The 25447-nt window shown below is 60.0% G+C and carries 21 protein-coding genes, 1 tRNA gene and 1 pseudogene; 15 read left to right on the top strand and 8 right to left on the bottom strand.

The window, feature by feature from the left end:
* Positions 1-29: 29 nt before the first annotated feature.
* The 3 genes and pseudogenes from AC07N8_RS02535 to AC07N8_RS02525 form a co-directional block, all read left to right on the top strand.
* Positions 30-1316: pseudogene (locus AC07N8_RS02535) on the top strand (methyl-accepting chemotaxis protein); the annotation flags it as partial.
* Between the two features lie 102 nt (positions 1317-1418).
* Complete coding sequence (locus AC07N8_RS02530) at positions 1419-2174, top strand: methyl-accepting chemotaxis protein (RefSeq protein ID WP_483841930.1); 756 nt, start codon at positions 1419-1421, stop codon at positions 2172-2174.
* Positions 2175-2368: 194 nt separating this feature from the next.
* Positions 2369-3700: a CoA transferase gene (locus AC07N8_RS02525; RefSeq protein ID WP_483841770.1), complete on the top strand. Its 1332-nt coding sequence runs from the start codon at positions 2369-2371 to the stop codon at positions 3698-3700.
* A 65-nt stretch (positions 3701-3765) separates the two neighbouring features.
* On the opposite strand, the gene AC07N8_RS02520 is transcribed toward AC07N8_RS02525, so the two are convergent.
* Both AC07N8_RS02520 and arcD (AC07N8_RS02515) read right to left on the bottom strand, forming a co-directional pair.
* Complete coding sequence (locus tag AC07N8_RS02520) at positions 3766-4629, bottom strand: DNA-3-methyladenine glycosylase family protein (protein WP_493142471.1); 864 nt, start codon at positions 4627-4629, stop codon at positions 3766-3768.
* Positions 4626-6053, bottom strand: coding sequence for an arginine-ornithine antiporter (gene arcD / locus AC07N8_RS02515; RefSeq protein WP_483841772.1), 1428 nt, complete (start codon positions 6051-6053; stop codon positions 4626-4628). The genes AC07N8_RS02520 and arcD (AC07N8_RS02515) overlap by 4 nt, the downstream gene beginning before the upstream one ends.
* A gap of 462 nt (positions 6054-6515) precedes the next feature.
* Here arcD (AC07N8_RS02515) and arcD (AC07N8_RS02510) point away from each other — a divergent pair, with 462 nt between their 5' ends.
* The 12 genes from arcD (AC07N8_RS02510) to AC07N8_RS02455 all read left to right on the top strand — a co-directional run bounded on the left by arcD (AC07N8_RS02510) (position 6516) and on the right by AC07N8_RS02455 (position 21021).
* Positions 6516-7943, top strand: a complete 1428-nt coding sequence (gene arcD / locus AC07N8_RS02510; RefSeq protein ID WP_483841773.1) for an arginine-ornithine antiporter — start codon at positions 6516-6518, stop codon at positions 7941-7943.
* A gap of 35 nt (positions 7944-7978) precedes the next feature.
* Positions 7979-9235, top strand: a complete 1257-nt coding sequence (gene arcA / locus AC07N8_RS02505; protein ID WP_483841774.1) for an arginine deiminase — start codon at positions 7979-7981, stop codon at positions 9233-9235.
* Positions 9236-9316: 81 nt separating this feature from the next.
* The gene (locus tag AC07N8_RS02500; RefSeq protein WP_483841775.1) at positions 9317-10327 is read left to right on the top strand and encodes an ornithine carbamoyltransferase; all 1011 of its coding nucleotides are present in this window, start codon (positions 9317-9319) and stop codon (positions 10325-10327) included.
* Positions 10328-10492: 165 nt separating this feature from the next.
* A complete protein-coding gene (gene arcC, locus AC07N8_RS02495; protein ID WP_483841776.1) occupies positions 10493-11422 on the top strand; it encodes a carbamate kinase in 930 nt (309 codons plus the stop codon).
* A gap of 12 nt (positions 11423-11434) precedes the next feature.
* On the top strand, positions 11435-11797 hold the full coding sequence (locus AC07N8_RS02490) for a DUF5064 family protein (RefSeq protein WP_493142470.1): 363 nt from the start codon (positions 11435-11437) through the stop codon (positions 11795-11797).
* Between the two features lie 202 nt (positions 11798-11999).
* A complete protein-coding gene (gcsR, locus tag AC07N8_RS02485; RefSeq protein ID WP_493142469.1) occupies positions 12000-13508 on the top strand; it encodes a transcriptional regulator GcsR in 1509 nt (502 codons plus the stop codon).
* A 435-nt stretch (positions 13509-13943) separates the two neighbouring features.
* Positions 13944-14327 carry a glycine cleavage system protein GcvH gene (gene gcvH, locus AC07N8_RS02480; protein ID WP_123432938.1) on the top strand — a complete coding sequence of 128 codons (384 nt, stop codon included), beginning with the start codon at positions 13944-13946 and terminating at the stop codon, positions 14325-14327.
* Positions 14328-14339: 12 nt separating this feature from the next.
* Complete coding sequence (gcvP, locus tag AC07N8_RS02475) at positions 14340-17189, top strand: aminomethyl-transferring glycine dehydrogenase (RefSeq protein ID WP_483841779.1); 2850 nt, start codon at positions 14340-14342, stop codon at positions 17187-17189.
* 93 nt (positions 17190-17282) lie between these two features.
* The gene (locus AC07N8_RS02470; protein WP_493142468.1) at positions 17283-18659 is read left to right on the top strand and encodes an L-serine ammonia-lyase; all 1377 of its coding nucleotides are present in this window, start codon (positions 17283-17285) and stop codon (positions 18657-18659) included.
* A gap of 37 nt (positions 18660-18696) precedes the next feature.
* A complete protein-coding gene (gcvT, locus tag AC07N8_RS02465; protein ID WP_493142467.1) occupies positions 18697-19821 on the top strand; it encodes a glycine cleavage system aminomethyltransferase GcvT in 1125 nt (374 codons plus the stop codon).
* 404 nt (positions 19822-20225) lie between these two features.
* Positions 20226-20438, top strand: coding sequence for a cold-shock protein (locus AC07N8_RS02460; RefSeq protein WP_007934683.1), 213 nt, complete (start codon positions 20226-20228; stop codon positions 20436-20438).
* Between the two features lie 94 nt (positions 20439-20532).
* Positions 20533-21021 (top strand): RDD family protein, encoded by a 489-nt coding sequence (locus AC07N8_RS02455; RefSeq protein ID WP_483841782.1) that lies wholly within the window; start codon positions 20533-20535, stop codon positions 21019-21021.
* 87 nt (positions 21022-21108) lie between these two features.
* Here the strand turns inward: AC07N8_RS02455 and nadA are convergent, their stop codons facing one another.
* The 6 genes from nadA to pal all read right to left on the bottom strand — a co-directional run bounded on the left by nadA (position 21109) and on the right by pal (position 25443).
* The gene (gene nadA, locus AC07N8_RS02450; protein WP_493142465.1) at positions 21109-22167 is read right to left on the bottom strand and encodes a quinolinate synthase NadA; all 1059 of its coding nucleotides are present in this window, start codon (positions 22165-22167) and stop codon (positions 21109-21111) included.
* Between the two features lie 273 nt (positions 22168-22440).
* Positions 22441-22516, bottom strand: a tRNA-Lys gene (locus tag AC07N8_RS02445).
* 63 nt (positions 22517-22579) lie between these two features.
* Positions 22580-23272, bottom strand: a complete 693-nt coding sequence (queC, locus tag AC07N8_RS02440; RefSeq protein ID WP_493142464.1) for a 7-cyano-7-deazaguanine synthase QueC — start codon at positions 23270-23272, stop codon at positions 22580-22582.
* Between the two features lies 1 nt (position 23273).
* Positions 23274-23921 carry a 7-carboxy-7-deazaguanine synthase QueE gene (gene queE / locus AC07N8_RS02435; RefSeq protein WP_046032066.1) on the bottom strand — a complete coding sequence of 216 codons (648 nt, stop codon included), beginning with the start codon at positions 23919-23921 and terminating at the stop codon, positions 23274-23276.
* Between the two features lie 166 nt (positions 23922-24087).
* Entirely contained in the window at positions 24088-24939 is an 852-nt protein-coding gene (gene ybgF, locus AC07N8_RS02430) for a tol-pal system protein YbgF (protein ID WP_483841785.1), read from the bottom strand.
* A gap of 6 nt (positions 24940-24945) precedes the next feature.
* Positions 24946-25443, bottom strand: coding sequence for a peptidoglycan-associated lipoprotein Pal (gene pal / locus AC07N8_RS02425; RefSeq protein ID WP_003178634.1), 498 nt, complete (start codon positions 25441-25443; stop codon positions 24946-24948).
* Positions 25444-25447 lie beyond the last annotated feature (4 nt).

The raw sequence follows: 25447 nt of genomic DNA, 5'->3' as shown, positions 1-25447 counted from the left end.
AACACCTCATCCATTTGTGAGTTCGCCCTATGTTCGACTCTCTCTCTATCCGTCTGAAAATCGTTTTGCTGTCCGGTCTGTGTCTGCTCGGCGTGGTCGCCCTGATCGTCGGCATGAACATTTACCAGACCAATCAGAACGATGATCTGGTCAGCGCCTCCAGCAGCAAAATGCTCACCGACAGTGTGCAAGACCTGCTGCAAGCCAAGGCGGCTGAACAGGCCGTGCGAGTGCAGAAGACCTTTGGCGAAACCCTGACGGTGGTGACCGCGCTGGCGGACCAGATCAAGGACATGCGCACCCTGGCCGCCAAGCGCTCGCTGGAGGCGGGTGCGTTGCGTGAAGAGTTGAACCAGAGCGTCAAGACCGCGTTCGAGCGCAACGCGAAAGTGTTGGGCGTCTGGCTGGCGTTCGAGCCCAACGGGCTGGATGGCAAGGACAGCGAGTTCGTCAATGACGCGGTGCGCCAGTCCAACGAAGCCGGGCGTTTCGCCACGTACTGGAGCCGTGCCGGGGGCGAGACACTCAACACCGTCATGGTCGAAGACGACATGACCAAAACCACCCTGAACCTCAGCGGCACGCCCTACAACGTCTGGTACACCTGCCCGCGTGACAGCAAGCGTACCTGCCTGCTCGACCCCTACGCCGATACCGTCGGCGCTAACAAAACAGAAGTGTTGATGACCACCATTTCCGTGCCGCTGCTGGTGGATGGCAAGTCCATCGGCGTGGTCGGCATCGACATTGCCCTCGATGCGCTGCAAGCGGCGGCGGTCGATTCCCAGCGTGAACTGTTCAACAGCGCCGGGCACATGCTGATCGTCTCCGGCACCGGCGTGCTGGCGGCTAACAGTGTCGACGCCGGTAAAGTCGGCAAGCCTATCGGCGAAACCCTGGGCGCGGATGGCAAGGACATCCTGCAATTGCTCAGTGGGGGTGCGCCGAAAGTTTTGCAGCAAGGCGACCTGATTCGCGCGGTGTACCCGGTCAGCCCGATTGCCGACGCGAAGGCCTGGGCCGTGGTGATCGACCTGCCTAAACAAGTATTGCTCGCCGACTCGGTGAAACTGCAAGCCGTGCTCGATGACGCCCAGCAAAGCGGCACGATCAAAGCAGTGCTGGTCTCCGTGATTGCCGGCCTGGTCGGTTTGCTGCTGACCTGGCTCACCGCGTCGGGCGTGACCCGGCCGATCAACAGCGTGGCCGAGATGCTCAAGGCGATTGCCAGCGGCGACGGCGACCTGACCCAGCGCTTGCACTACAGCAAGAAGGACGAATTGGGCGAACTGGTCAGCTGGTTCAACCGCTTCCTCGACAAGCTGCAACCGACCATCGCGCAGATCAAGCAAAGCATCACCGACGCCCGCGGCACCGCCGACCAGTCTTCGGAAATCGCCCGTCAAACCAGCGAAGGCATGCAGTTGCAGTTCCGCGAAATCGACCAGGTCGCCACCGCGTCCAACGAAATGAGCGCCACCGCCCACGACGTTGCCAACAGCGCCTCGAATGCGGCCAACGCCGCCAAAGGCGCCGATCAGTCGGCCCGTGATGGTATGCAGATCATCGAGCGCAGCACCCGCGACATCAATCAACTGGCCGACGAAGTCAGCAAAGCGGTGACCGAAGTCGAAGCGCTGGCGGTCAACAGCGAGCAGATCGGTTCGGTATTGGAGGTGATCCGCAGCATTGCCGAGCAGACCAACCTGCTGGCGCTCAACGCCGCGATTGAAGCGGCGCGTGCCGGTGAGAGCGGTCGCGGTTTTGCGGTGGTGGCCGATGAAGTGCGCAACCTGGCCAAACGCACCCAGGACTCGGTGGAAGAGATTCGCCTGGTGATCGAACGCATCCAGAGCGGCACGCGCGGCGTGGTCGCCACCATGCATTCGAGCCAGACCCAGGCCCACAACAACGCCGGGCAGATCCAGCAAGCGGTGCAGGCCCTGGGCAAAATCAGCGACGCGGTGACGGTGATCAGCGACATGAACCTGCAAATCGCCAGCGCTGCCGAACAGCAAAGCGCGGTGGCCGAAGAGGTCAACCGCAACGTCTCGGCGATCCGTACCGTCACCGAAACCCTGACGGGCCAGGCCACCGAATCGGCGCAGATCAGCAGCCAGCTCAACTCGCTGACCACTCACCAGATGAAATTGATGGACCAGTTCCGGGTCTAGCAATCACCACAGATCCCCTGTGGGAGCGAGCCTGCTCGCGAAGGCGGTCTGACAGTCAACATTGATAGTGACTGATACACCGCTTTCGCGAGCAGGCTCGCTCCCACAGGGGTAGTGTTCAGTCAGCCGCATCGTTTCATCCGGCCGGCCAGTTTTTTGAACTATGATCGGGCTCTCGTTCCGGAGGGCCTTCGATGACTGATCTACTCACGTCCATTCAAGCCGCACTCGGCTTGCCTCACACCCCAATTCCCTTCACGTCGAGCGGTGCCCTGCCCTCGGCGTTTGCCGTGACCGACCTCGCCTGCGCCAGCATCGCCGCAGCCGGGCAGGCAGTCAGCGAGTTATTGCGGCAACACACGGGGCGTTTGCCCGCTGTCGAAGTCGACCGCCGCCTCGCCTCTTTCTGGTTCGCCACCTCGATCCGCCCCCTCGGCTGGAGCGTTCCGCCGCTGTGGGACCCGGTTGCCGGTGACTACGCGACGAAGGACGGCTGGATCCGCCTGCACACCAACGCGCCCCATCACCGCGCTGCGGCTGAAAGCGTGTTAGGCACCTGCGCCGATCGCGCGGCGATGGCAAGCAAGGTGGCGCAATGGGCCAACAGTGATTTGGAACAGGCCGTCGTCGACGCCGGAGGATGCGCCGCCGAGATGCGCACCTGGGTGCAATGGCAGCAACACCCACAAGGTTTGGCCGTGAACGCCGAGCCGTTGATTCAGTTCAGCGACGACAAGGGTCAACTGGCGAAAGCGTGGCAAGGCTCCGTCGCTCAGCCGCTGGCCGGGCTCAAGGTGCTGGACCTGACCCGCGTGCTGGCCGGTCCGGTCGCCAGCCGTTTTCTCGCCGGCCTCGGGGCGGATGTATTGCGCATCGACCCACCGACCTGGAACGAACCCGGCGTCGTGCCCGAAGTCACCTTGGGCAAACGCTGCGCCCGTCTGGACCTGCACAACCGCGATGATCGCGCGGTGTTCGAAACACTGCTCAAGGACGCCGACATCCTCCTGCACGGCTACCGCGCCGATGCACTGGAACGCATGGGTTACGGGGCTGACGAACGCCGGAAACTGGCGCCGGGCCTGATCGATGTCAGTCTCAATGCGTACGGCTGGAGCGGACCGTGGCAGAACCGCCGTGGTTTCGACAGCCTGGTACAGATGAGCAGCGGGATTGCCGAGGCCGGGATGCAGTGGAAAAACGCGGGAAAACCGACGCCGTTGCCAGTGCAGGCACTCGATCACGCGACCGGGTATTTGATGGCGGCTGCGGCGATCAGGCTGTTGGGGCGTGGGGGTTCGGCGCGGTTGTCATTGGCGCGTACAGCGAAGTTGCTGATTGAAAATGGCCCGGGAACGGCCGAGGCGTTGCGGGCGGAGGATGACAACGATCAAGGGCTGGTGGTTGAGCAGACACCGTGGGGGCCGGCGCACCGGCTGCATGTGCCGCTGAAAATCAGCGGTACTCCATTGCAGTGGGCACTGCCGGCAACTGAATTGGGTTCCCATCGCGCGCAGTGGTGGTGACTGTCTGACCGCCTTCGACTTGCTCGCGAAGGGGCCAGATTATTCAGCACAAATCCCGGATCAGCTCAATCCATCCGGCTCAGCGATGTCCAAAGCAACTGCGCCGCATACCCTCGACAAGGTCGCCACGCATCGGCGCGCAGCAGCAATTCGCGCGCCGTCACCGGCCTTTCTTCAAGCACCTCCAACGCCTTGATCAACCCCACATCCCCGGACGGAAACGCATCCGGCTCACGCAACTGGCGCAAGGCAATGTACTGAGCCGTCCAGTCACCAATCCCGTGCAACGCCAGCAACCGTGCGATACCGTCCTCCCGCCCCGGCTCAAACAACAGCGGATCATCCAGCAGCGCCTGAGCCACGCCCGACAACGTCCTCCCCCGGCTTTTCGGCATGCCCAACGTCGCCAGATCGGCCTGCGCCAACACTTGCGGCTCAGGAAACACATGGCTCAAACCCGCCCGCGGCGACTGCAACGGCGCGCCATACTGCGCGACCAACTTACCCGCCAACCGAATCGCCGCACCCACAGTAATCTGCTGCCCCAGCACGGCCCGAATCGCCAGTTCCAGCCCATCCCAGGCCCCCGGCACCCGCAAGCCCGGACGCTCGGCAATCAAGCGTTCCATCAACAGGTCCAGCTTCAACTGCCGGTGAATCGACGGCAAATCCGCATCCAGATCAAACATCCGCCGCACTCGCGCGACGATTTCCGGCACCGCCGACGCGTCCGCAAAATCCAGCGTCAGCTCAAGCGCATCACCGTCCGCCGGCCCAATCGACAAAGAACCGTGAACACCGTTCAGCCCGATGCTGCGCGAGTACACCCCATCGGCCACGATTTCCATACCGGCCACCGCCCGCGCCGACAAGAACTGCAACATCGCCGACCAGTCATACGGCGGTTGATACGCCAGCAACAACCTCACAACGACAGCAAACCGCTGTACAACCCATACGCGGCCAACCCGGCACCAATCAGGACACCGGTAAAAATGCCCTTCTCTATATGGGTGAACAACGGCTCGCCCTGCTCATGCTTGGCCTTGGCAAACAGAATCACCCCCGGCGCATACAGCAGCGCCGACAGCAGCAGGTATTTGACCCCGCCGGCATACAGCAACCACACCGCATACCCCAGCGCGATACCGCCGATCATCAGGTCCTTGGTGCGCTCGGCGCTGGCGTGTTCGTAGGTTTCGCCACGCCCGCTCAACAACACCGCATACGCCGCCGACCACAAGTAAGGCACCAGAATCATCGAGGACGCGAGGTAGATCAGGCTGGTGTAAGTGCCGGCGGAAAACAGGGTGATCAGCAGAAAAAGCTGGATCATCACGTTGGTCAGCCACAGCGCGTTCACCGGCACATGGTTGGCGTTTTCCTTTTTCAGGAAGGCCGGCATGGTCTTGTCCTTGGCCGTGGCGAAGAGGATCTCGGCACACAGCAGCGCCCAGGACAACAACGCCCCCAACAGCGAAATCGCCAGGCCGACACTGATCAGCAATGCGCCCCAGGGCCCGACGATATGTTCCAGCACTGCGGCCAGTGACGGGTTCTGCAAGTTGGCCAGTTCCGGCTGGCTCATGATGCCCAGCGACAACACGTTCACCAGCACCAACAGCGCCAGCACCCCGAGAAAACCGATGACCGTCGCCCTGCCCACGTCCGAGCGTTTCTCTGCGCGCGCCGAATACACACTGGCGCCTTCAATGCCGATGAACACGAACACCGTCACCAGCATCATGTTGCGCACCTGGTCCATCACCCCGCCGAAACTCGGGTTGCTACGGCCCCAGATGTCCCGGGTAAAAATGTCGGCCTTGAAAGCGACAGCGGCGATGACGATGAACATGATCAGCGGCACGATCTTGGCCACGGTCGTCACCTGGTTGATGAACGCCGCCTCCTTGATCCCGCGCATCACCAGAAAATGCACGGCCCACAGCAGCACCGAGGCGCAGCCGATGGCAATCGGCGTGTTGCCCTGGCCAAAGACCGGAAAGAAATAACCGAGGGTGCTGAACAGGAGAACGAAGTAGCCGACGTTGCCGAGCCAGGCACTGATCCAGTACCCCCAGGCCGACGAGAAACCCATGTAGTCACCGAAACCCGCCTTGGCGTAGGCGTACACCCCGGAGTCCAGTTCGGGTTTGCGATTGGCCAGGGTCTGGAAGACGAACGCCAGGGTCAGCATGCCGACAGCCGTGATGGCCCATCCGATCAGCACCGCCCCCGCATCGGCCCGCGCCGCCATGTTCTGCGGCAACGAGAAAATCCCGCCACCAATCATCGACCCCACCACCAGGGCGATCAGTGCGCTCAGGCGTAGCTTTTGCGTGGGTTGCGACATACCTGCATCTCCATTTTTGTCCACAGTCGGCCGGGGGTTGTCATGTTTTTGAAACCTTCACAGGGTTGGCTTAACTAAATAGATACAGCGTAATAACGTTTATTAGAAAACGCCATTTCGGGACCATTTATTTATAACCGATCATTCTATGTGCATCAGGGCAAAGAGCGAATTGTTGGATTAATCCTAATAAATGAATTCTGCACTGGAAACGCGTACCAAATATTTGCGGAAACGCCAAAACGAACTAATTTAAAGATCGCCAGCCAAGCTCTCTTATTTCGGATAGCTCTGAGCGAGCCGTCTGGATTAGGCTTCTGCGGCAGTCCGTGTGTGGCCGAAGCAACATCCAAAAGTCTTTAATTAACAATGGAATGTGCCAATGCACTGATCTAAGTCAGATGTTTGAACAGCTAACAGAACTACTCTGTTGTCTCTCTTCTCCTGCACTGGAGTCATGCGATGTCTGAATCCCCCGGAAAACTGAAACTCGGCGCATTGGTTGCACTGGTAGTCGGCTCAATGATTGGTGGCGGGATCTTCTCCTTGCCACAAAACATGGCCGCCAGCGCCGACGTTGGCGCGGTCCTGATCGGCTGGGCCATCACGGCTGTCGGCATGCTCACGCTGGCCTTCGTCTTTCAGACCCTGGCCAACCGCAAGCCTGATCTGGATGGCGGGGTGTACGCCTACGCCAAGGCCGGTTTCGGCGACTACATGGGTTTTTCTTCCGCCTGGGGGTACTGGATCAGTGCCTGGCTGGGTAACGTCGGCTACTTCGTGCTGCTGTTCAGCACCCTCGGCTACTTCTTCCCGATTTTTGGCGAGGGCAATACGGTCGCCGCCATCATCGGCGCATCGCTGCTGCTCTGGGGTGTGCATTTCCTCGTGTTGCGCGGGATCAAGGAAGCGGCGTTCATCAACCTGGTGACCACCGTCGCCAAGATCGTGCCGCTGGTGCTGTTTGTGCTGATCGCGATTTTCGCCTTCAAACTGGACATCTTCACCGCCGACATCTGGGGCCTGAAAAACCCGGACCTGGGCAGCGTGATGAACCAGGTGCGCAAAATGATGCTCGTCACCGTCTGGGTGTTCATCGGCATCGAGGGCGCGAGCATCTTCTCGGCCCGCGCTGAAAAACGCAGCGACGTGGGTAAAGCCACCGTCATCGGTTTCATCACTGTGCTGCTGTTCCTGGTGCTGGTGAACGTGTTGTCGCTGGGGATCATGACCCAACCGGAACTGGCCAAGCTGCAGAACCCGTCGATGGCGGCCGTGCTGAAGCACGTGGTCGGTGATTGGGGCGCGGTGCTGATCAGCGTAGGTTTGATCATCTCGCTGCTGGGGGCCTTGCTGTCGTGGGTGCTGCTGTGTGCGGAGATCATGTTCGCCGCCGCCAAGGACCACACCATGCCGGAGTTCCTGCGCAAGGAAAACGCCAACCACGTGCCGGTCAACGCCCTGTGGCTGACCAACGCGATGGTCCAGCTGTTCCTGATCATCACCCTGTTTTCGGCCAGTACTTACCTGTCGCTGATCTACCTCGCCACCTCGATGATCCTGGTGCCTTACCTGTGGTCGGCGGCGTATGCGCTGCTGCTGGCGGTGCGCGGCGAGACTTACGAAAACGCCTCGGGCGAACGCACCAAGGACCTGCTGATCGGCGCCATCTCGGTGATCTACGCGGTCTGGCTGGTCTACGCCGGCGGCACCAAATACCTGCTGCTGTCCGCCCTGCTCTATGCGCCCGGCGTGATCCTGTTCGCCAAGGCCAAGCGGGAACTGGGCAAACCTGTTTTCACCAACGTCGAGAAGCTGATTTTTGCAGCCGTGATCATAGGTGCCGTGGTGGCGGCCTATGGACTGTATTCCGGCTTCCTGACCCTGTAACACCTGAATAATTTGTCATCTGGAGGATCACTGTAATGACCACGGAAAAAGTTAAGTACGGCGTGCATTCCGAAGCCGGCAAACTGCGCAAAGTCATGGTTTGCTCCCCCGGCCTGGCCCACCAGCGGCTGACCCCGAACAATTGTGACGAACTGCTGTTTGATGATGTGCTGTGGGTCGCCCAAGCCAAGCGTGACCACTTCGACTTCGTCACCAAGATGCGCGAACGCGGGATCGACGTTGTAGAGATGCACAACCTGTTGACCGACATCGTCGCCATCCCCGAAGCGCTGGACTGGATCCTGGAGCGCAAAGTCACCGCCAACTCAGTGGGCCTGGGTCTGATCAACGAAGTGAAATCCTGGCTGAAAAGCCTGGAGCCGCGACACATCGCCGAGTTCCTGATTGGCGGTGTCTCCGCCGATGACCTGCCGGACACCTTCGGTGGCAAGACCATCCAGATGTTCCGTGATTTCCTCGGCCACTCCAGCTTCCTTCTGCCGCCACTGCCCAACACCCAGTTCACCCGCGACACCACCTGCTGGATCTACGGTGGCGTGACGCTGAACCCGATGTACTGGCCAGCGCGCCGTCAGGAAACCCTGCTGGCAACCGCCATCTACAAATTTCACCCACAGTTCACCAACGCCGAATTCGAGATCTGGTACGGCGACCCGGACCAGGATCACGGCAGTTCCACCCTTGAAGGCGGCGACGTGATGCCGATCGGTAACGGCGTGGTATTGATCGGCATGGGCGAGCGTTCCTCGCGTCAGGCCATCGGTCAATTGGCGCTGAACCTGTTCAAAAACAAAGCGGTCGAAAAAGTCATCGTCGCCGGCCTGCCAAAATCCCGCGCCGCGATGCACCTGGACACCGTGTTCAGCTTCTGCGACCGCGACCTGGTCACCATTTTCCCCGAAGTCGTGAACCAGATCGTCGCCTTCACCCTGCGTCCGGACGAGAAAAAACCGGGCGGCATCGACATCCGACGCGAAGACGGCACGTTCCTCGACACCGTGGCCAAGGCCCTCAACCTGAAAGCGTTGCGGGTCGTCGAAACCGGCGGCAACAGCTTCGCCGCCGAACGCGAACAGTGGGACGACGGTAACAACGTGGTGGCCGTGGAGCCGGGCGTGGTCATCGGCTATGACCGCAACACCTACACCAACACTTTGCTGCGCAAGGCGGGTATCGAGGTCATCACCATCAGCGCCGGCGAACTGGGGCGTGGACGCGGGGGCGGCCACTGCATGACCTGCCCGATCATTCGCGACCCTATCGACTATTAATCTTTAAGCCCTGGCCGCTGCTGCCTTCTACCCGAAGGCAAGCACGACCAGGGGGATAACCGACACCTAAGGAGATCCATCATGGCTTTCAACATTCACAACCGTAATTTGCTGAGCCTGGAACACCACACCCCTCGCGAATTGCGTTATCTGCTCGACCTGTCCCGCGACCTCAAGCGCGCCAAGTACACCGGTACCGAGCAGCAGCACCTCAAAGGCAACAACATTGCGCTGATCTTTGAAAAAACTTCGACCCGTACCCGTTGCGCGTTCGAAGTCGCGGCTTATGACCAGGGCGCCAACGTCACCTACATCGACCCGAACTCCTCGCAGATCGGTCACAAAGAAAGCATGAAAGACACCGCCCGCGTGCTGGGGCGCATGTACGACGCCATCGAGTACCGTGGCTTCAAGCAGGAAATCGTCGAGGAACTGGCCAAGTTCGCCGGCGTGCCGGTATTCAACGGCCTGACCGATGAATACCACCCAACGCAAATGATCGCCGACGTGCTGACCATGCGTGAACACGCCGACAAGCCGATCCACGAGATCAGTTACGTCTACCTGGGCGACGCCCGTAACAACATGGGTAACTCGCTGCTGCTGATCGGCGCCAAGCTTGGCATGGACGTGCGCATCTGTGCGCCAAAAGCGCTGTGGCCGCTGGACGATCTGGTTGAGCGCTGCCACAAATATGCGGAAGAAAGCGGCGCGCGCATCACCCTGACCGAAGACACCAAAGCTGCGGTCAAAGGCGTGGACTTCATCCACACCGACGTGTGGGTCTCGATGGGTGAACCGGTCGAAGCCTGGGCCGAACGTATCCAGCAACTGCTGCCGTATCAGGTCAACAAGGAACTGATGAAAGCCACCGGCAACCCACGCACCAAGTTCATGCATTGCCTGCCGGCCTTTCACAACAGCGATACCAAAATCGGCAAGCAGATTGCCGAGCAGTACCCGAACCTGAAGAACGGCATCGAAGTGACTGATGACGTGTTCGAGTCGCCGGCCTGCATCGCCTTCGAGCAAGCGGAAAACCGCATGCACACCATCAAGGCGATCCTGGTATCGACCCTGGCTGACCTCTAAAGAACGGGCCGGTCAATGTGGGAGCGAGCCTGCTCGCGAAAGCGATCTGACAGTCACCCTGGATGTCGACTGACACACCGCATTCGTCGGAGCGCCGCCCGGAGCAGGCTCGCTCCCACAAAGGACCGAGTCGTTTGCTATTCCTCTGATTGGAAGGACTGCATTATGCGTATCGTCGTAGCTCTGGGCGGTAACGCCCTGCTCCGCCGTGGTGAACCCATGACCGCGGACAACCAGCGCGCCAACATCCGTATCGCCACCGAACAAATCGCCAAGGTCCATGCCGGCAACCAACTGGTGATCGCCCACGGTAATGGCCCGCAGGTCGGCCTGTTGTCGCTGCAAGCCGCGGCCTACACCTCGGTGTCCCCTTATCCGCTGGACGTGCTCGGTGCCGAAACCGAAGGCATGATCGGCTACATCATCGAACAGGAACTGGGCAACCTGCTGGACTTCGAAGTGCCTTTCGCCACCCTGCTCACCCAGGTCGAAGTCGACGCCAACGACCCGGCGTTCCAGAACCCCACCAAACCGATCGGCCCGGTGTACGCCAAGGCCGAAGCAGAAAAACTCGCTGCCGAGAAAGGTTGGGCGATTGCCCCGGACGGCGACAAATATCGTCGTGTGGTGGCCAGTCCGAAACCGAAGCGTATTTTCGAAATCCGCCCGATCAAATGGCTGCTGGAAAAAGGCAGCATCGTGATCTGCGCCGGCGGTGGCGGCATCCCGACCATGTACACATCACCCGGCGTACTGGAAGGTGTCGAAGCGGTGATCGATAAAGACCTGTGCTCGGCACTGCTGGCCGAACAACTGGAAGCCGATATCCTGGTGATCGCCACCGACGTCAGCGCCGCATTTATCGATTACGGCAAGCCAACCCAGAAAGCCATCGGCCAGGCTCACCCGGATGAAATGGAAAAACTCGGCTTCGCCGCGGGCTCCATGGGACCCAAGGTTCAGGCCGCCTGCGAGTTCGCCCGCCACACTGGAAAAACCGCGGTAATCGGTTCACTCTCGGACATCGAAGCGATCGTCCAGGGCAAGGCAGGTACGCGCATCAGCACGGCGAAACCTGGCATTACTTACTTGTAGGGAGAGACGTCTATGGCACAGTTTGAACCGGGTCACTTGCACATCGAGCGTCACGCGCTGACCAAGGATGATGTCAGCTACAACGTGCACCTGGACTATGAAGTCAGCAAGAATCCCAAAGGGGAAAAAGGCATTCAATTCACGATGCATGGCAGCATTCAGGGCAAGGACATGAAAGAGACCTTCTTCCTGCCCAAGGTCGAGGCCTATAACTTTGCCAGCAACGTGACGAAAATCGCCGAGCAGTACGGCATTCCAAAGACACACAGCCAGATTGGTTCGGTTCACAAGCATTACGATCTGATGTTTGAAGACATTCGCGTGCAGCTCGACATGAAATCCGGCGACCCGGTAGACCTCGAGAAATTCGAATAACCCACTGCCCCTTGTGGGAGCGAGCCTGCTCGCGAAGGTGGTCTGACAGTCGACATTGATAGTGACTGATACACCGCTTTCGCGAGCAGGCTCGCTCCTACAAGGGTTCGGTGCAGGCCTGAAATCCCGCGCAGGATTTCACCATTCGCCCGCCCCAAGGCATACTTGCGCCCCTCCGCACTCCAGAACCAAAAACCGCCCCATGCGTATCCACGTCAGCTTCATCGACCGCGTCGGTATTACCCAGGAAGTCCTGGCCCTGCTCGGTGGGCGTAATCTCAATCTGGATGCGGTGGAAATGGTCCCACCCAACGTTTACATCGATGCCCCGACCTTGAGCCCGGAAGTCCTCGAAGAGCTGCGCGATGCGCTGTTCAGCGTGCGTGGCGTGCAAGCGGTGACGGTGGTTGACATCCTTCCCGGCCAGCGCCGACACCTGCAACTCGACGCGTTGCTCGCGGCCATGACCGACCCGGTACTGGCCCTGGACAGTGCCGGCAAAGTGTTGCTGGCCAACCCGGCATTGATCGCGCTGTACGGTCGTGAACCGGCGGGTGAAAGCATCGCCGATCTGTTCGCCGACCCGGCGCTGCTCGACACTTTGCTGGAACAGGGCTTTCGCTTGCCGCTGCGGGAAATCACGGTCAACGGCCAGACACTGCTGCTGGACGCCACGCCAATCACCGACGCGGGCGCCCTGCTGACCCTGTATCAACCCAACCGCATCGGCGAACGCCTCTCGGCGCTGCATCATGACCACGCCGAAGGGTTCGATGCGCTGCTCGGCGAATCACCGGTGATCCGCACCCTAAAGGCGCGCGCGCAACGAGTGGCGGCCCTTGATGCGCCGCTGCTGATTCAGGGTGAAACCGGCACCGGCAAGGAGTTGGTCGCCCGGGCTTGCCACGCCATCAGCGCCCGGCACAGTTCGCCATTTCTCGCGTTGAACTGCGCGGCATTGCCGGAGAACCTCGCCGAAAGCGAACTGTTCGGCTACGCTCCCGGTGCCTTTACCGGCGCGCAACGAGGCGGCAAACCGGGGCTGATGGAACTGGCCAACCAGGGCACGGTGTTTCTTGATGAAATCGGTGAGATGTCGCCGTACTTGCAGGCGAAACTGCTGCGTTTCCTCAATGACGGCAGCTTCCGCCGGGTCGGCGGTGATCGTGAGGTGAAGGTCAATGTGCGGATCCTCAGCGCCACCCACCGCGACCTGGAAAAGATGGTCAGCGAAGGCAGCTTCCGCGAAGACCTGTTCTACCGCCTCAACGTACTCAACGTTGAAGTTCCGCCGCTGCGCGAACGTGGCCAGGACATTCTGCTGCTCGCCCGCTACTTCATGCAGCAAGCCTGCGCGCAAATCCAGCGCCCGGTCTGTCGCCTGGCGCCGGGCACCTACCCGGCACTGCTGGGCAATCGCTGGCCGGGCAACGTGCGGCAATTGCAGAACGTGATTTTCCGCGCCGCGGCGATTTGCGAAAGCACGCTAGTCGACATCGGCGACCTCGACATCGCCGGCACCTCGGTGGCGCGCCAGAGCGACAGCGATGTCGACAGCCTGGAGCAGGCGATGGAGGAATTCGAGAAAACCCTGCTGGAAAAACTTTACGTCAGCTACCCCTCGACCCGCCAACTGGCCACCCGCCTGCAGACCTCGCACACGGCAATTGCCCATCGGCTGCGCAAGTACGGCATACCCAACAAGCCCTGAACCATACGCGGTCAAATGTGGGAGCGGGCTTGCTCGCGAAAGCGGTGGGTCAGTCACCATCATTGCTGCCTGACACTACGCTTTCGCGAGCAAGCCCGCTCCCACACTGGTTTTATGCCAAATTCAAAATACCTCTCCAAAAACGACCTCCATCTGTACTGAAAGCGCTACAGCGGAACGATATCGCTACACCCCTCCCCGATCACGGCTGTGCAAGGCTTTGATCCACCTCGGCTTTCTTCCCTGACTTTGTCCGTATCGATTTCGCTACAGCAGGCAAATTCCGCCGCCTCGCAAAACACCCCAAGCCACTGATAAATAAAGATAAAACCAACATTGGCCGTGTTCTTGCTATGTAGTCCCTCATAACAGGGCTTTTTTGCCCAAGCATTCAATAGCGTCCACCAGACGAGTCTGGCCCCCTTAGGAGTTCTCATGAGCGATTTGCGTTTTACTGAAGACCACGAATGGCTGCGCACCGAAGCTGACGGCAGCGTTACTGTCGGCATCACCGCTTTCGCACAGAACGCCTTGGGCGACGTGGTTTTCGTACAACTGCCTGAGCTGCAGTCCTACGACAAAGGCGCTGAAGCCGCCACCGTGGAATCGGTAAAAGCCGCCAGCGGCGTGTACATGCCACTCGACGGCGAGGTGCTGGAAGTCAACCCGGCACTCGACAGCAGCCCTGAACTGGTCAACGAAGATCCGCTGGGCGAAGGCTGGTTCTTCCGCTTCCAGCCAAGCGACGCCTCTGCCGTCGCCAAACTGCTGGACCAGGACGCCTACGACCGCCTGATCAAAGCCCAAGCCGACGCCTGAGGAGCAACCGACATGACTATCAATCTGACCACCGCCAACGAATTCATCGCCCGTCACATCGGCCCGCGTGCCGGCGACGAGCAAGCCATGCTCAACAGCCTCGGCTTCGATTCGCTGGAAGCCCTGAGCGCCAGCGTTATCCCGGACAGCATCAAAGGCACCAGCGTGCTGGGTCTGGAAGACGGTTTGAGCGAAGCTGAAGCCCTCGCCTCGATCAAAGCCATCGCCGGCAAGAACCAACTGTTCAAGACCTACATTGGCCAGGGCTACTACGGCACCCACACACCGTCGCCGATCCTGCGCAACCTGCTGGAAAACCCGGCCTGGTACACCGCCTACACCCCGTACCAGCCAGAAATTTCCCAGGGCCGTCTCGAAGCGCTGCTGAACTTCCAGACCCTGATCAGCGACCTGACCGGCCTGCCGATTGCCAACGCCTCGCTGCTCGACGAAGCCACCGCCGCTGCCGAAGCCATGACCTTCTGCAAACGCCTGAGCAAGAACAAGGGCAGCCACGCCTTCTTCGCCTCCGTGCATTGCCACCCGCAAACCCTCGACGTCCTGCGCACCCGTGCCGAGCCGTTGGGCATCGACGTGGTGGTTGGCGACGAGCTCGAACTGACTGACGTGACGCCGTTCTTCGGCGCCCTGCTGCAATACCCGGCCAGCAACGGTGACGTGTTCGATTACCGCGAACTGACCGAACGCTTCCACGCCGCCAATGCTCTGGTGGCTGTGGCCGCTGACCTGTTGGCCCTGACCGTGCTGACCCCGCCAGGCGAATTCGGTGCTGACGTGGCCATCGGCAGCGCCCAGCGTTTCGGCGTTCCGCTGGGCTTCGGTGGCCCGCACGCGGCGTACTTCTCCACTAAAGACGCGTTCAAGCGCGACATGCCGGGCCGTCTGGTCGGTGTCTCGGTGGACCGTTTCGGCAAGCCGGCCCTGCGCCTGGCCATGCAAACCCGCGAGCAACACATCCGTCGCGAGAAAGCCACGAGCAACATCTGCACCGCCCAAGTGCTGTTGGCCAACATCGCCAGCATGTACGCCGTGTACCACGGTCCGAAAGGCCTGACGCAGATCGCCAACCGCGTGCATCACCTGACCGCCATTCTGGCCAAAGGCTTGAACGCACTGGGCCTGACCGTCGAACAAGCCAGCTTCTTCGACACCCTGACCCTGGCCACCGGCGCGCAAACCGCCGTGCTGCACGACAAGGCTCACGCCCTGCAGATCAACCTGCGCGTCATCGATGCTCAGCGTCTGGGCCTGTCGGTGGACGAAACCACCACCCAGGCTGACATCGAAACCCTGTGGGCGCTGTTCGCCGACAGCAAGACCCTGCCAGACTTCGCTGCGCTGGCCGCCTCGGTACAGAGCACCATTCCTGCTGCGCTGGTTCGTCAATCGCCGATCCTCAGCCACCCGGTGTTCAACCGCTATCACTCGGAAACCGAGCTGATGCGCTACCTGCGCAAACTGGCCGACAAGGACCTGGCGCTGGACCGCACCATGATCCCGCTGGGTTCGTGCACCATGAAGCTCAACGCTGCCAGCGAAATGATCCCGGTGACCTGGGCTGAATTCGGTGCCCTGCACCCGTTCGCCCCGGCCGAGCAAAGCGCCGGCTACCAGCAACTGACCGATGAACTGGAAGCGATGTTGTGCGCCGCGACCGGTTACGACTCGATCTCGCTGCAACCGAACGCCGGTTCGCAAGGTGAATACGCAGGTCTGCTGGCCATCCGCGCCTATCACCAGAGCCGTGGCGAAGACCGTCGCGACATCTGCCTGATCCCGTCGTCCGCCCACGGTACCAACCCGGCCACCGCCAACATGGCTGGCATGCGTGTGGTTGTGACCGCTTGCGATGCACGCGGCAACGTCGACATCGAAGACCTGCGCGCCAAAGCCATCGAGCACCGCGAACACCTCGCCGCGCTGATGATCACTTACCCGTCGACCCACGGCGTGTTCGAAGAAGGCATCCGCGAAATCTGCGGCATCATTCATGACAACGGCGGCCAGGTGTACATCGACGGCGCCAACATGAACGCGATGGTCGGCCTCTGCGCACCGGGCAAGTTCGGCGGCGACGTGTCGCACCTGAACCTGCACAAAACCTTCTGCATTCCACACGGCGGTGGCGGCCCGGGTGTCGGCCCGATCGGCGTGAAATCGCACCTGACCCCGTTCCTGCCGGGCCACGCCCAGATGGAACGCAAGGAAGGCGCAGTCTGCGCAGCACCGTTCGGCAGCGCGAGCATTCTGCCGATCACCTGGATGTACATTCGGATGATGGGCGGCGCCGGCCTGAAACGCGCTTCGCAACTGGCGATCCTCAATGCCAACTACATCTCCCGTCGTCTGGAAGAGCATTACCCAGTGCTGTACACCGGCAGCAACGGCCTGGTCGCGCACGAATGCATCCTTGACCTGCGTCCGCTGAAAGACAGCAGCGGCATCAGCGTTGATGACGTCGCCAAGCGCTTGATCGACTTCGGCTTCCACGCTCCGACCATGTCGTTCCCGGTCGCCGGCACGCTGATGATCGAGCCGACCGAAAGCGAATCCAAGGAAGAACTGGACCGTTTCTGCGACGCCATGATCCGCATCCGCGAAGAAATCCGCGCGGTGGAAAACGGCACGCTGGACAAGGAAGACAACCCGCTGAAGAACGCTCCGCACACCGCGGCAGAGATCGTTGGCGAGTGGACGCATCCGTACAGCCGTGAGCAAGCGGTGTATCCGGTGGCCTCCCTGATTGAAGGCAAATACTGGCCGCCGGTCGGTCGCGTCGACAACGTGTTTGGCGATCGCAACCTGGTGTGCGCCTGCCCGTCGATCGAAAGCTACGCTTAAACGGATAAGGGGGCGGGTTTGCTCGCTCCCACAGGGCAATGTGTTATCTCGCAAGATTGTCCAATACCTATAACAAGAAACCGGAGAACAACCATGTCGTTAAGCGTGTTCGACCTGTTCAAGATTGGCATCGGCCCCTCCAGTTCCCACACCGTCGGCCCGATGCGCGCAGCCGCGCGTTTCGTCGAAGGGTTGCGCCGCGAAGGGCTGCTGGCCGCCACCACCTGCGTCAAAGTCGAGCTCTACGGCTCGCTCGGCGCCACCGGCAAGGGGCACGGCAGCGACAAGGCTGTGTTGCTGGGCCTGGAAGGTGAACACCCGGACACCGTAAATACCGAAACCGTCGCCGCCCGCCTGCAAGAGATTCGCGGCAACGGTCGCTTGAACCTGCTCGGTGAACACAGCATTGCGTTCAACGAGAAAGAACACCTGGCAATGATTCGCAAACCCTTGCCCTATCACCCCAACGGCATGATCTTTCGCGCTTTCGACGCCGCCGGCCTGCAGGTCCGCAGCCGCGAGTACTACTCGGTCGGCGGTGGTTTTGTGGTCGATGAAGACGCCGCCGGCGCCGACCGCATCGTCGAGGACGCTACGCCGCTGACCTTCCCGTTCAAAAGTGCCAAGGACTTGCTCAGTCATTGCACCACCTACGGTCTGTCCATCAGCCAGGTGATGCTGACCAATGAAAGCGCCTGGCGCCCGGAAGCGGAAACCCGCGCCGGCCTGCTGAAGATCTGGCAAGTGATGCAGGACTGCGTCGATGCCGGTTGTCGCAACGAAGGCATTCTGCCCGGCGGGTTGAAGGTCAAGCGTCGCGCCGCAGCACTGCATCGGCAACTGTGCAAGAACCCGGAATCGTCACTGCGCGATCCGCTGTCGGTGCTGGACTGGGTCAACCTGTACGCCCTGGCGGTCAACGAAGAAAACGCCAATGGCGGACGTGTCGTGACCGCGCCCACAAACGGTGCGGCCGGGATCGTTCCGGCGGTGTTGCATTACTACATGCGCTTCATTCCCGGTGCCACCGAAGACGGCGTCGTACGCTTCCTGCTGACGGCGGCGGCCATTGGCATTCTCTACAAGGAAAACGCCTCGATCTCCGGCGCCGAAGTCGGTTGCCAGGGCGAGGTCGGCGTGGCCTGTTCCATGGCGGCCGGCGCCTTGTGCGAAATCCTTGGCGGGACCGTGCAGCAAGTGGAAAACGCCGCCGAAATCGGCATGGAACATAACCTCGGCCTGACCTGCGACCCGATTGGCGGGCTGGTGCAAGTGCCTTGCATCGAGCGCAACGCCATGGGTTCGGTCAAGGCGATCAACGCGGTACGCATGGCCCTGCGCGGCGACGGTCAGCACTTCGTCTCCCTCGACAAGGTCATCCGCACCATGCGCCAGACCGGCGCCGACATGAAAAGCAAATACAAGGAAACCGCCCGTGGCGGTTTGGCGGTCAACATTATCGAGTGCTGATGCTCACGCGCACTGCACACTTTTTCAGGAGCTGAATATGTCCACCGAACAATTGCTGAAAACCCCGCTGCACGCACTGCACGTCGAACTCGGTGCCCGCATGGTGCCGTTCGCCGGCTATGACATGCCGGTGCAATACCCGCTCGGCGTGATGAAAGAACACCAGCACACCCGTGATCAGGCCGGGCTGTTCGATGTGTCGCACATGGGCCAGATTCGCCTGACCGGCGCCAATGCCGCCAAGGCCCTGGAAACCCTGGTGCCGGTGGACATCATCGACCTGCCGGTGGGCATGCAGCGCTACGCAATGTTCACCAACGAAACCGGTGGCATCCTCGATGACCTGATGGTTGCCAACCTCGGTAACGACGAACTGTTCCTGGTGGTCAACGCGGCCTGCAAGGATCAGGACCTGGCACACCTGCGCAAGCACATCGGCGAGCAATGCACTATCGAGCCGCTGTTCGAAGAACGCGCGTTGCTGGCCCTGCAAGGCCCGGCCGCCGTTACCGTGCTCGCACGCCTGGCGCCGGAAGTGGCGAAGATGACCTTCATGCAGTTCGCCCGCGTGAAACTGCTGGGCGTGGACTGCTTCGTCAGCCGTTCGGGCTACACCGGTGAAGACGGTTTCGAAATCTCGGTACCGGCCGCCAACGCCGAAGCCCTGGCTCGCGCCCTGCTGGCTGAACCTGAAGTAGAGGCCATCGGCCTTGGCGCCCGCGACTCGCTGCGCCTGGAAGCCGGTCTGTGCCTCTATGGCCACGACATGAACACCGACACCACCCCGATCGAAGCGAGCCTGCTGTGGGCCATCTCCAAGCCTCGTCGTGCCGATGGCGCGCGGGCCGGCGGCTTCCCTGGCGCTGAAACCGTGTTCGCACAACAACAAGGTGGCGTCAGCCGCAAGCGCGTCGGTTTGCTGCCTCAGGAACGTACGCCCGTGCGTGAAGGCGCAGAAATCGTCAACGAAGCTGGAGACATCATCGGCGCTGTCTGCAGTGGCGGCTTCGGTCCGACTCTGGGCGCTCCTTTGGCCATGGGTTACCTCGACAGCGCTTATATCGCTATCGACACACCCGTTTGGGCGATCGTTCGTGGGAAAAAGGTGCCTTTGCTTGTAAGCAAAATGCCATTTGTTGCACAACGCTACTATCGCGGCTGATTGACTGTTTCTATAAGTAACGCGGTTGCGTTAACAGTGCACTAATGTGTAACGCAACCGCCATAAAATAGTGCATATATTTATAGCCATCCTTCGTTTATGAACGTTGCTTATAACGATCGAAAACAATTGAACAGCGACAAAGAATAAGACGGCACTAGTGGATCGACTAGTACGGCCAACCTGAGCAAAACCGGGCCCCTGACGGGGCTTGTTTTTTCTCCCGTAGTTGGCGTAGAGTTTGTTCACTGTGTTTGCATGGGTCGCTTGGAATCGTGACCTGGGCAGTAGCCTACAAGTTAGCTACATCCCGTTCGACGTCTTCTTACTCTCCTGCAACCAGCCCCAGTACTCTTTCATGAGAAGGAGACTGTCATTAATTTTTGCGTCATAGGAAATAAGAAATGTCCCAACGTCAGAGCGGTACCGTCAAGTGGTTTAACGACGAGAAAGGTTTTGGTTTTATCACTCCTGAAAGCGGTCCGGATCTGTTCGTGCATTTCCGCGCCATCCAGGGCAACGGCTTCAAGAGCCTGAAAGAAGGCCAGAAAGTGACTTTCGTTGCTGTGCAAGGCCAGAAAGGCATGCAGGCTGACGAGGTTCAAGCAGAAGGTTAATCTTCTGTTACGAAAAAGCCCCTGATGCTGACATCAGGGGCTTTTTTGTGCGCGTAAATCCGTAAAATGGCTTTTTTTCCGCCCAGAGGCTGCCATGTCGAAACACCTGCTCAACCCCCAGGGCGACTTTCCCGCCGCTACCCTGGGTCGTCGCCTGGCAGCGATGTTCTATGACTTCCTGTTGTGTACCGCCCTGCTGATCGTCACCAGCGGCATTTACAAGATGATCCAGATGGCGATCCTCGGCGAAGAGAAAATGCGCACCCTGACGGAAGCAGGTGCGCTGGATGGTGATCCATTGCTTTCGACGGTGCTGCTGTTTGTGCTGTTCGGCTTCTTCGCCAAGTTCTGGACCTGGTCGGGTCAGACCCTCGGCATGCAGGTGTGGTGCATTCGCGTGCAGAATGCCGATGGCTCTTCGATCAGCCTGTGGCAGGCGTTGTTGCGGTTCGTGGTGTCGATTGCGTCGTGGCTGTGCGTGGGGCTGGGCTTCTTCTGGTCGCTGTTCGATAAGCAGAAACGCAGCTGGCATGACATGTATTCGAACACGCAGCTTGTTCGCATCCCAAAGAAGACCAAGTAATTCAGCCATACAGAAACCACTGTGGGAGCGAGCCCCCTCACCACAAGGCTCGCTCCCACAGTTTTATTGCTGCTTACCTGACAGATCTCAGGCGTTGCCAGCCAGCTTCATCCGCGCAGCCTGAGTGAAGTCCAGCATGCGCTTCAACGGCCGAATCGCTTGCGGAATCAGCGCCGGATCCACAAAGATCTCGTTCGCCCCCTCTTTCAAGCTCTTCAGCGTGCGCTCAAGGGTGTTCATCGCCATCCACGGGCAGTGCGCGCAACTGCGGCAGGCTGCGCCGTTACCGGCCGTTGGCGCCTCGATGAAGACCTTGTCCGGGCACAGCTGCTGCATCTTGTAGAAGATGCCGCGATCGGTGGCGACGATCAGGGTCTTGTTCGGCAGGCTTTGCGCCGCTGCGATCAACTGACTGGTGGAACCGACGGCATCCGCCAGCTCGATCACCGAAGTCGGCGATTCCGGGTGCACCAGAATGGCGGCATCCGGGTACAGCGCTTTCATGTCTTCAAGCTGCTTGGACTTGAACTCTTCATGAACGATGCAGGCACCGTCCCACAGCAGCATGTCCGCACCGGTCTGGCGCTGAATGTAGGTGCCCAGGTGTTTGTCCGGGCCCCAGATGATGGTCTCGCCGTTATCCATCAGGCTTTCAACGATCTCCAGCGCGCAGCTGGATGTCACCACCCAGTCCGCCCGCGCCTTGACCGCCGCCGAAGTGTTGGCATACACCACCACTGTGCGTTCCGGGTGCTGGTCGCAAAACGCCGAAAACTCGTCTACCGGGCAACCCAGGTCCAGCGAGCACGTCGCTTCGAGGGTGGGCATCAGAATTCGTTTTTCAGGGGTGAGGATTTTCGCGGTTTCGCCCATGAACTTCACACCGGCGACCACAACGGTCCTGGCCGAGTGATCTCTGCCGAAACGAGCCATCTCCAGCGAATCGGAGACGCAACCACCGGTTTCTTCGGCCAGGGCCTGAATCACCGGATCGCAATAGAAGTGGGCAACCAGCACCGCGTCCTGAGCTTTGAGCTCGGCGGCGATGGCGGCACGGTAATAAGCCTCTTCCTCGGCGGTCAGCGGCTTGGGCTGCTTGGCGTCGAGGTGAGCTTGAACCAGAAGGCGTTCGGAAATCTGCGTCATGTTCGCAAGACCTGCAGGCGCTTTCGCGCGAAAGTCGAGTATACACCCGGCTCCGGACCCGTCAGGGTACCGCCGGGAAAGTGAGTATTCATCAGGCACGGACAGCGTTGAAGTTGCGCAAGGCTACAGAATATCCCGTGGATGCAAAAGATGATTCTGACCTGTGTCACGCGGTGCAGCCCTGCACCTGGGCGACCTCAAATCGCAGGCAAAAAAAAATCCGGAAATCCTCACTTGCGTGGGCCTTCCAGACTTTTAAAACTGCTACAAAAATGGTGGGTCGTGTGGGATTCGAACCTACGACCAATTGGTTAAAAGCCAACTGCTCTACCAACTGAGCTAACGACCCGCTGTGTGGTGGCGCGTATAATACTGATTTTTAAGGACTATTCAACACCTAATTTGAAATAAATCAAAAATAAGGTGTTGGGTCGCTGATTCCGGCCGCCGCGAAGCCTTCTGCACGCAGTCGGCAGCTGTCGCATTTGCCGCAAGCACGGCCGTCATCGTCAGCCTGATAGCAGGAAACCGTCAGCCCGTAATCCACGCCCAGCTTCACGCCCGCCTCAACGATCTGCGCCTTGCTCAGGTTCTGCAGGGGTGCCTGGATACGAAAGCCATTGCCCTCTACACCGGCCTTGGTTGCCAGATTGGCCATGCGCTCGAAGGACTCTATGAACTCGGGACGGCAGTCCGGGTAACCGGAGTAATCCACCGCATTCACACCAATGAAGATGTCACGCGCACCGAGCACTTCGGCCCAGCCCAAGGCCAGCGACAGGAATACAGTGTTGCGCGCCGGCACGTAAGTCACTGGAATGCCCTCCCCCAGCTCCTCCGGAATGTCGATGCTGCTGTCGGTCAGCGCCGAGCCGCCCATACCGTTCAGGTTGAGGCCGATCACCTTGTGCTCGACCACACCCAGGTCACGGGCGACGCGTGCGGCGGCGTGCAACTCTGCTTGAGAGCGCTGGCCGTAATCGAAGCTCATGGTGTAGCAGCTGTAGCCTTCGGCGCGGGCCATGGCCACGACAGTGGCCGAGTCCAGCCCGCCGGACAGCAGGATGACTGCACGTTTTTCAGCGGTGTTCAGTTGTTCCGTCATATCAGCGCCCCGGCTCGTCATTCCAAAGATATTTATGCAGCTGCAATTGCAGACGCACTGGCAGGTTGTCCGCCACCACCCAATCCGCCAGGTCCCGAGCATTCAGGTCGTGGTGGCTTGGCGAGAACAGGACTTCGCCGGCGCGCCGGTCAAGACCGTACTGGATCAGCTTGGACACGGCCCAGTCATAGTCTTCCCGCGAGCAGATGACAAACTTCACCTGATCGTTAGGCGTGAGCAGCTCGATATTTTCGTAGCGGTTGCGGTGTGCTTCCTTCGAACCCGGGGTTTTCAGGTCGACAACGCGACTGACCCGGGAATCTACCGCCGAGATGTCGAGCGCACCACTGGTTTCCAGTGACACTTCGTAACCGGCGTCGCACAACTGCTTGAGCAATGGGATGGCGTTAGGTTGTGCCAGTGGCTCGCCACCGGTAACACACACGTAACGCGGGCGGAAACCGGCCACTTGCTCGAGGATGTCGTCGAGCGGGCGAATGGTGCCGCCAGTGAACGCGTAGGCGCTGTCGCAGTATTGGCAACGCAAAGGGCAACCGGTCAGGCGCACAAATACTGTGGGCAGCCCGGCAGTTCGCGTTTCACCCTGCAACGAGTAAAAAACTTCGGTAATTCTCAATGTGTCTTGCATAGTCGCCACGGGCATAACAGCTAAACAGGCTGTCCGCCTCCGTCAGGCACTTCAAGGAACCCCGCCACCGCGCAGATCCCAAAAAGCGTGTTTCATAAAAAGGGCGTGAATTCTAACGAAAAAACCCGCGACAAGCGCGGGTTTCTTCGAAACGGGTCAAGCAGCCTTACATTTTTTGCAGATCACGCTGGGCCAGCTGAGCGGCGGAAGTGCCCGGATACTGCGACACAACCTGCTGCAGAATGCCTTTGACCTTGTCGGTGTGACCGAGGCGGCGTTCTACATCAGCCAGCTTGTACAACGAATCAGGCACTTTGGCGTGCTTTGGGTACAGCTGTGAAACCTTGGCAAACGCCTGACCTGCACCTTGCAGATCGCCTTTGGCCAGGTTCACTTCGCCCAACCAGTACTGGGCATTGCCCGCGTATTGGCTGTTCGGGTATTTGCGCAGGAAAGCGGCAAAAGCCTGGCTGGCCTTGTCAAAATCCTTGGCTTTGATCAGGTCGAAGGCTGCGTCGTAATACAGCTTTTCCTTCGCCGGATCCGCCGGTTCGCTACCCGCGGCAGGCGCTTGTGTGGAAGTGGCAGCGGCGGCCGCTCCTGCACTTGCGCCAGCTGCTGCTGCACTAGGGGCGTTCAAATCACCACCAGTGGAAGAATTTTCAGGAGTCGCGGCAGGTGCAACGCCGGTTCCTATGCGCCGATCAAGATCCTGATATCGCTCCAGGTTCTCTTGCTTCATGCGCGCTACATCATTTTGCAGTTCTTCGATCACACCCTGTTGGCGCGAGATCTGCTCCTGCATTTGTTGCAGTTGGTTGAACAGCTGGCCCTGTGCCGAGACAGGGGTCGAAACCCCTCCCCCGGCATAGGCGCCGTTCGTACCGTAACCCGCAGGCGGATAACTACTCCCGCTGTTAGAACCAGAGTTGTTATCGACCACAGGAACCGCAGCCCACACCGCAAGCGGTGCGAGACTGAGAGCCAAGACAGTTACAGCACGACGGCACGTTCGCATGACGAATTACTTACGCAGTTCGACGCGACGGTTTTGAGCCCAGGACTGCTCGTCGTTGCCGGTAGCAACTGGACGCTCTTCGCCGTAGGAAACCAGTTCCAGCTGAGCTGGGGAAACACCTTGCAGTACCAGGTAGCGTTGAACGGCTTTCGCACGACGCTCGCCCAGTGCCATGTTGTACTCACGAGTACCACGTTCGTCGGTGTTGCCTTCCAGAACAACGCGAGCGCCGTTTGCTTTCAGGTCTTTGGCGTGAACATCCAGAGCGCGCATGGCTTCTGGCTTCAGGTCCGAGCTGTCGTATTCGAAGTAGAAGGTGGTGATTGCGCGCAGAGCAGCTTCTTCGCTCAGGGAACCGTCAACGGCACCAGTGTTTGCGCCGTAACCAGCGTTTGGATCAACAGCGCCTTCACCGGCGTTGTCGCCGCCTTTGGACGAGCAACCTACAGCTACAGCCATGGCCAGAGCCAGCGCAGCAAATTTACCAAACTTCAGCATTTCCATCGTG

Source organism: Pseudomonas sp. GW821-FHT10C09 (assembly GCF_059415465.1).
This window is presented reverse-complemented; position numbering and strand designations above follow the sequence as displayed.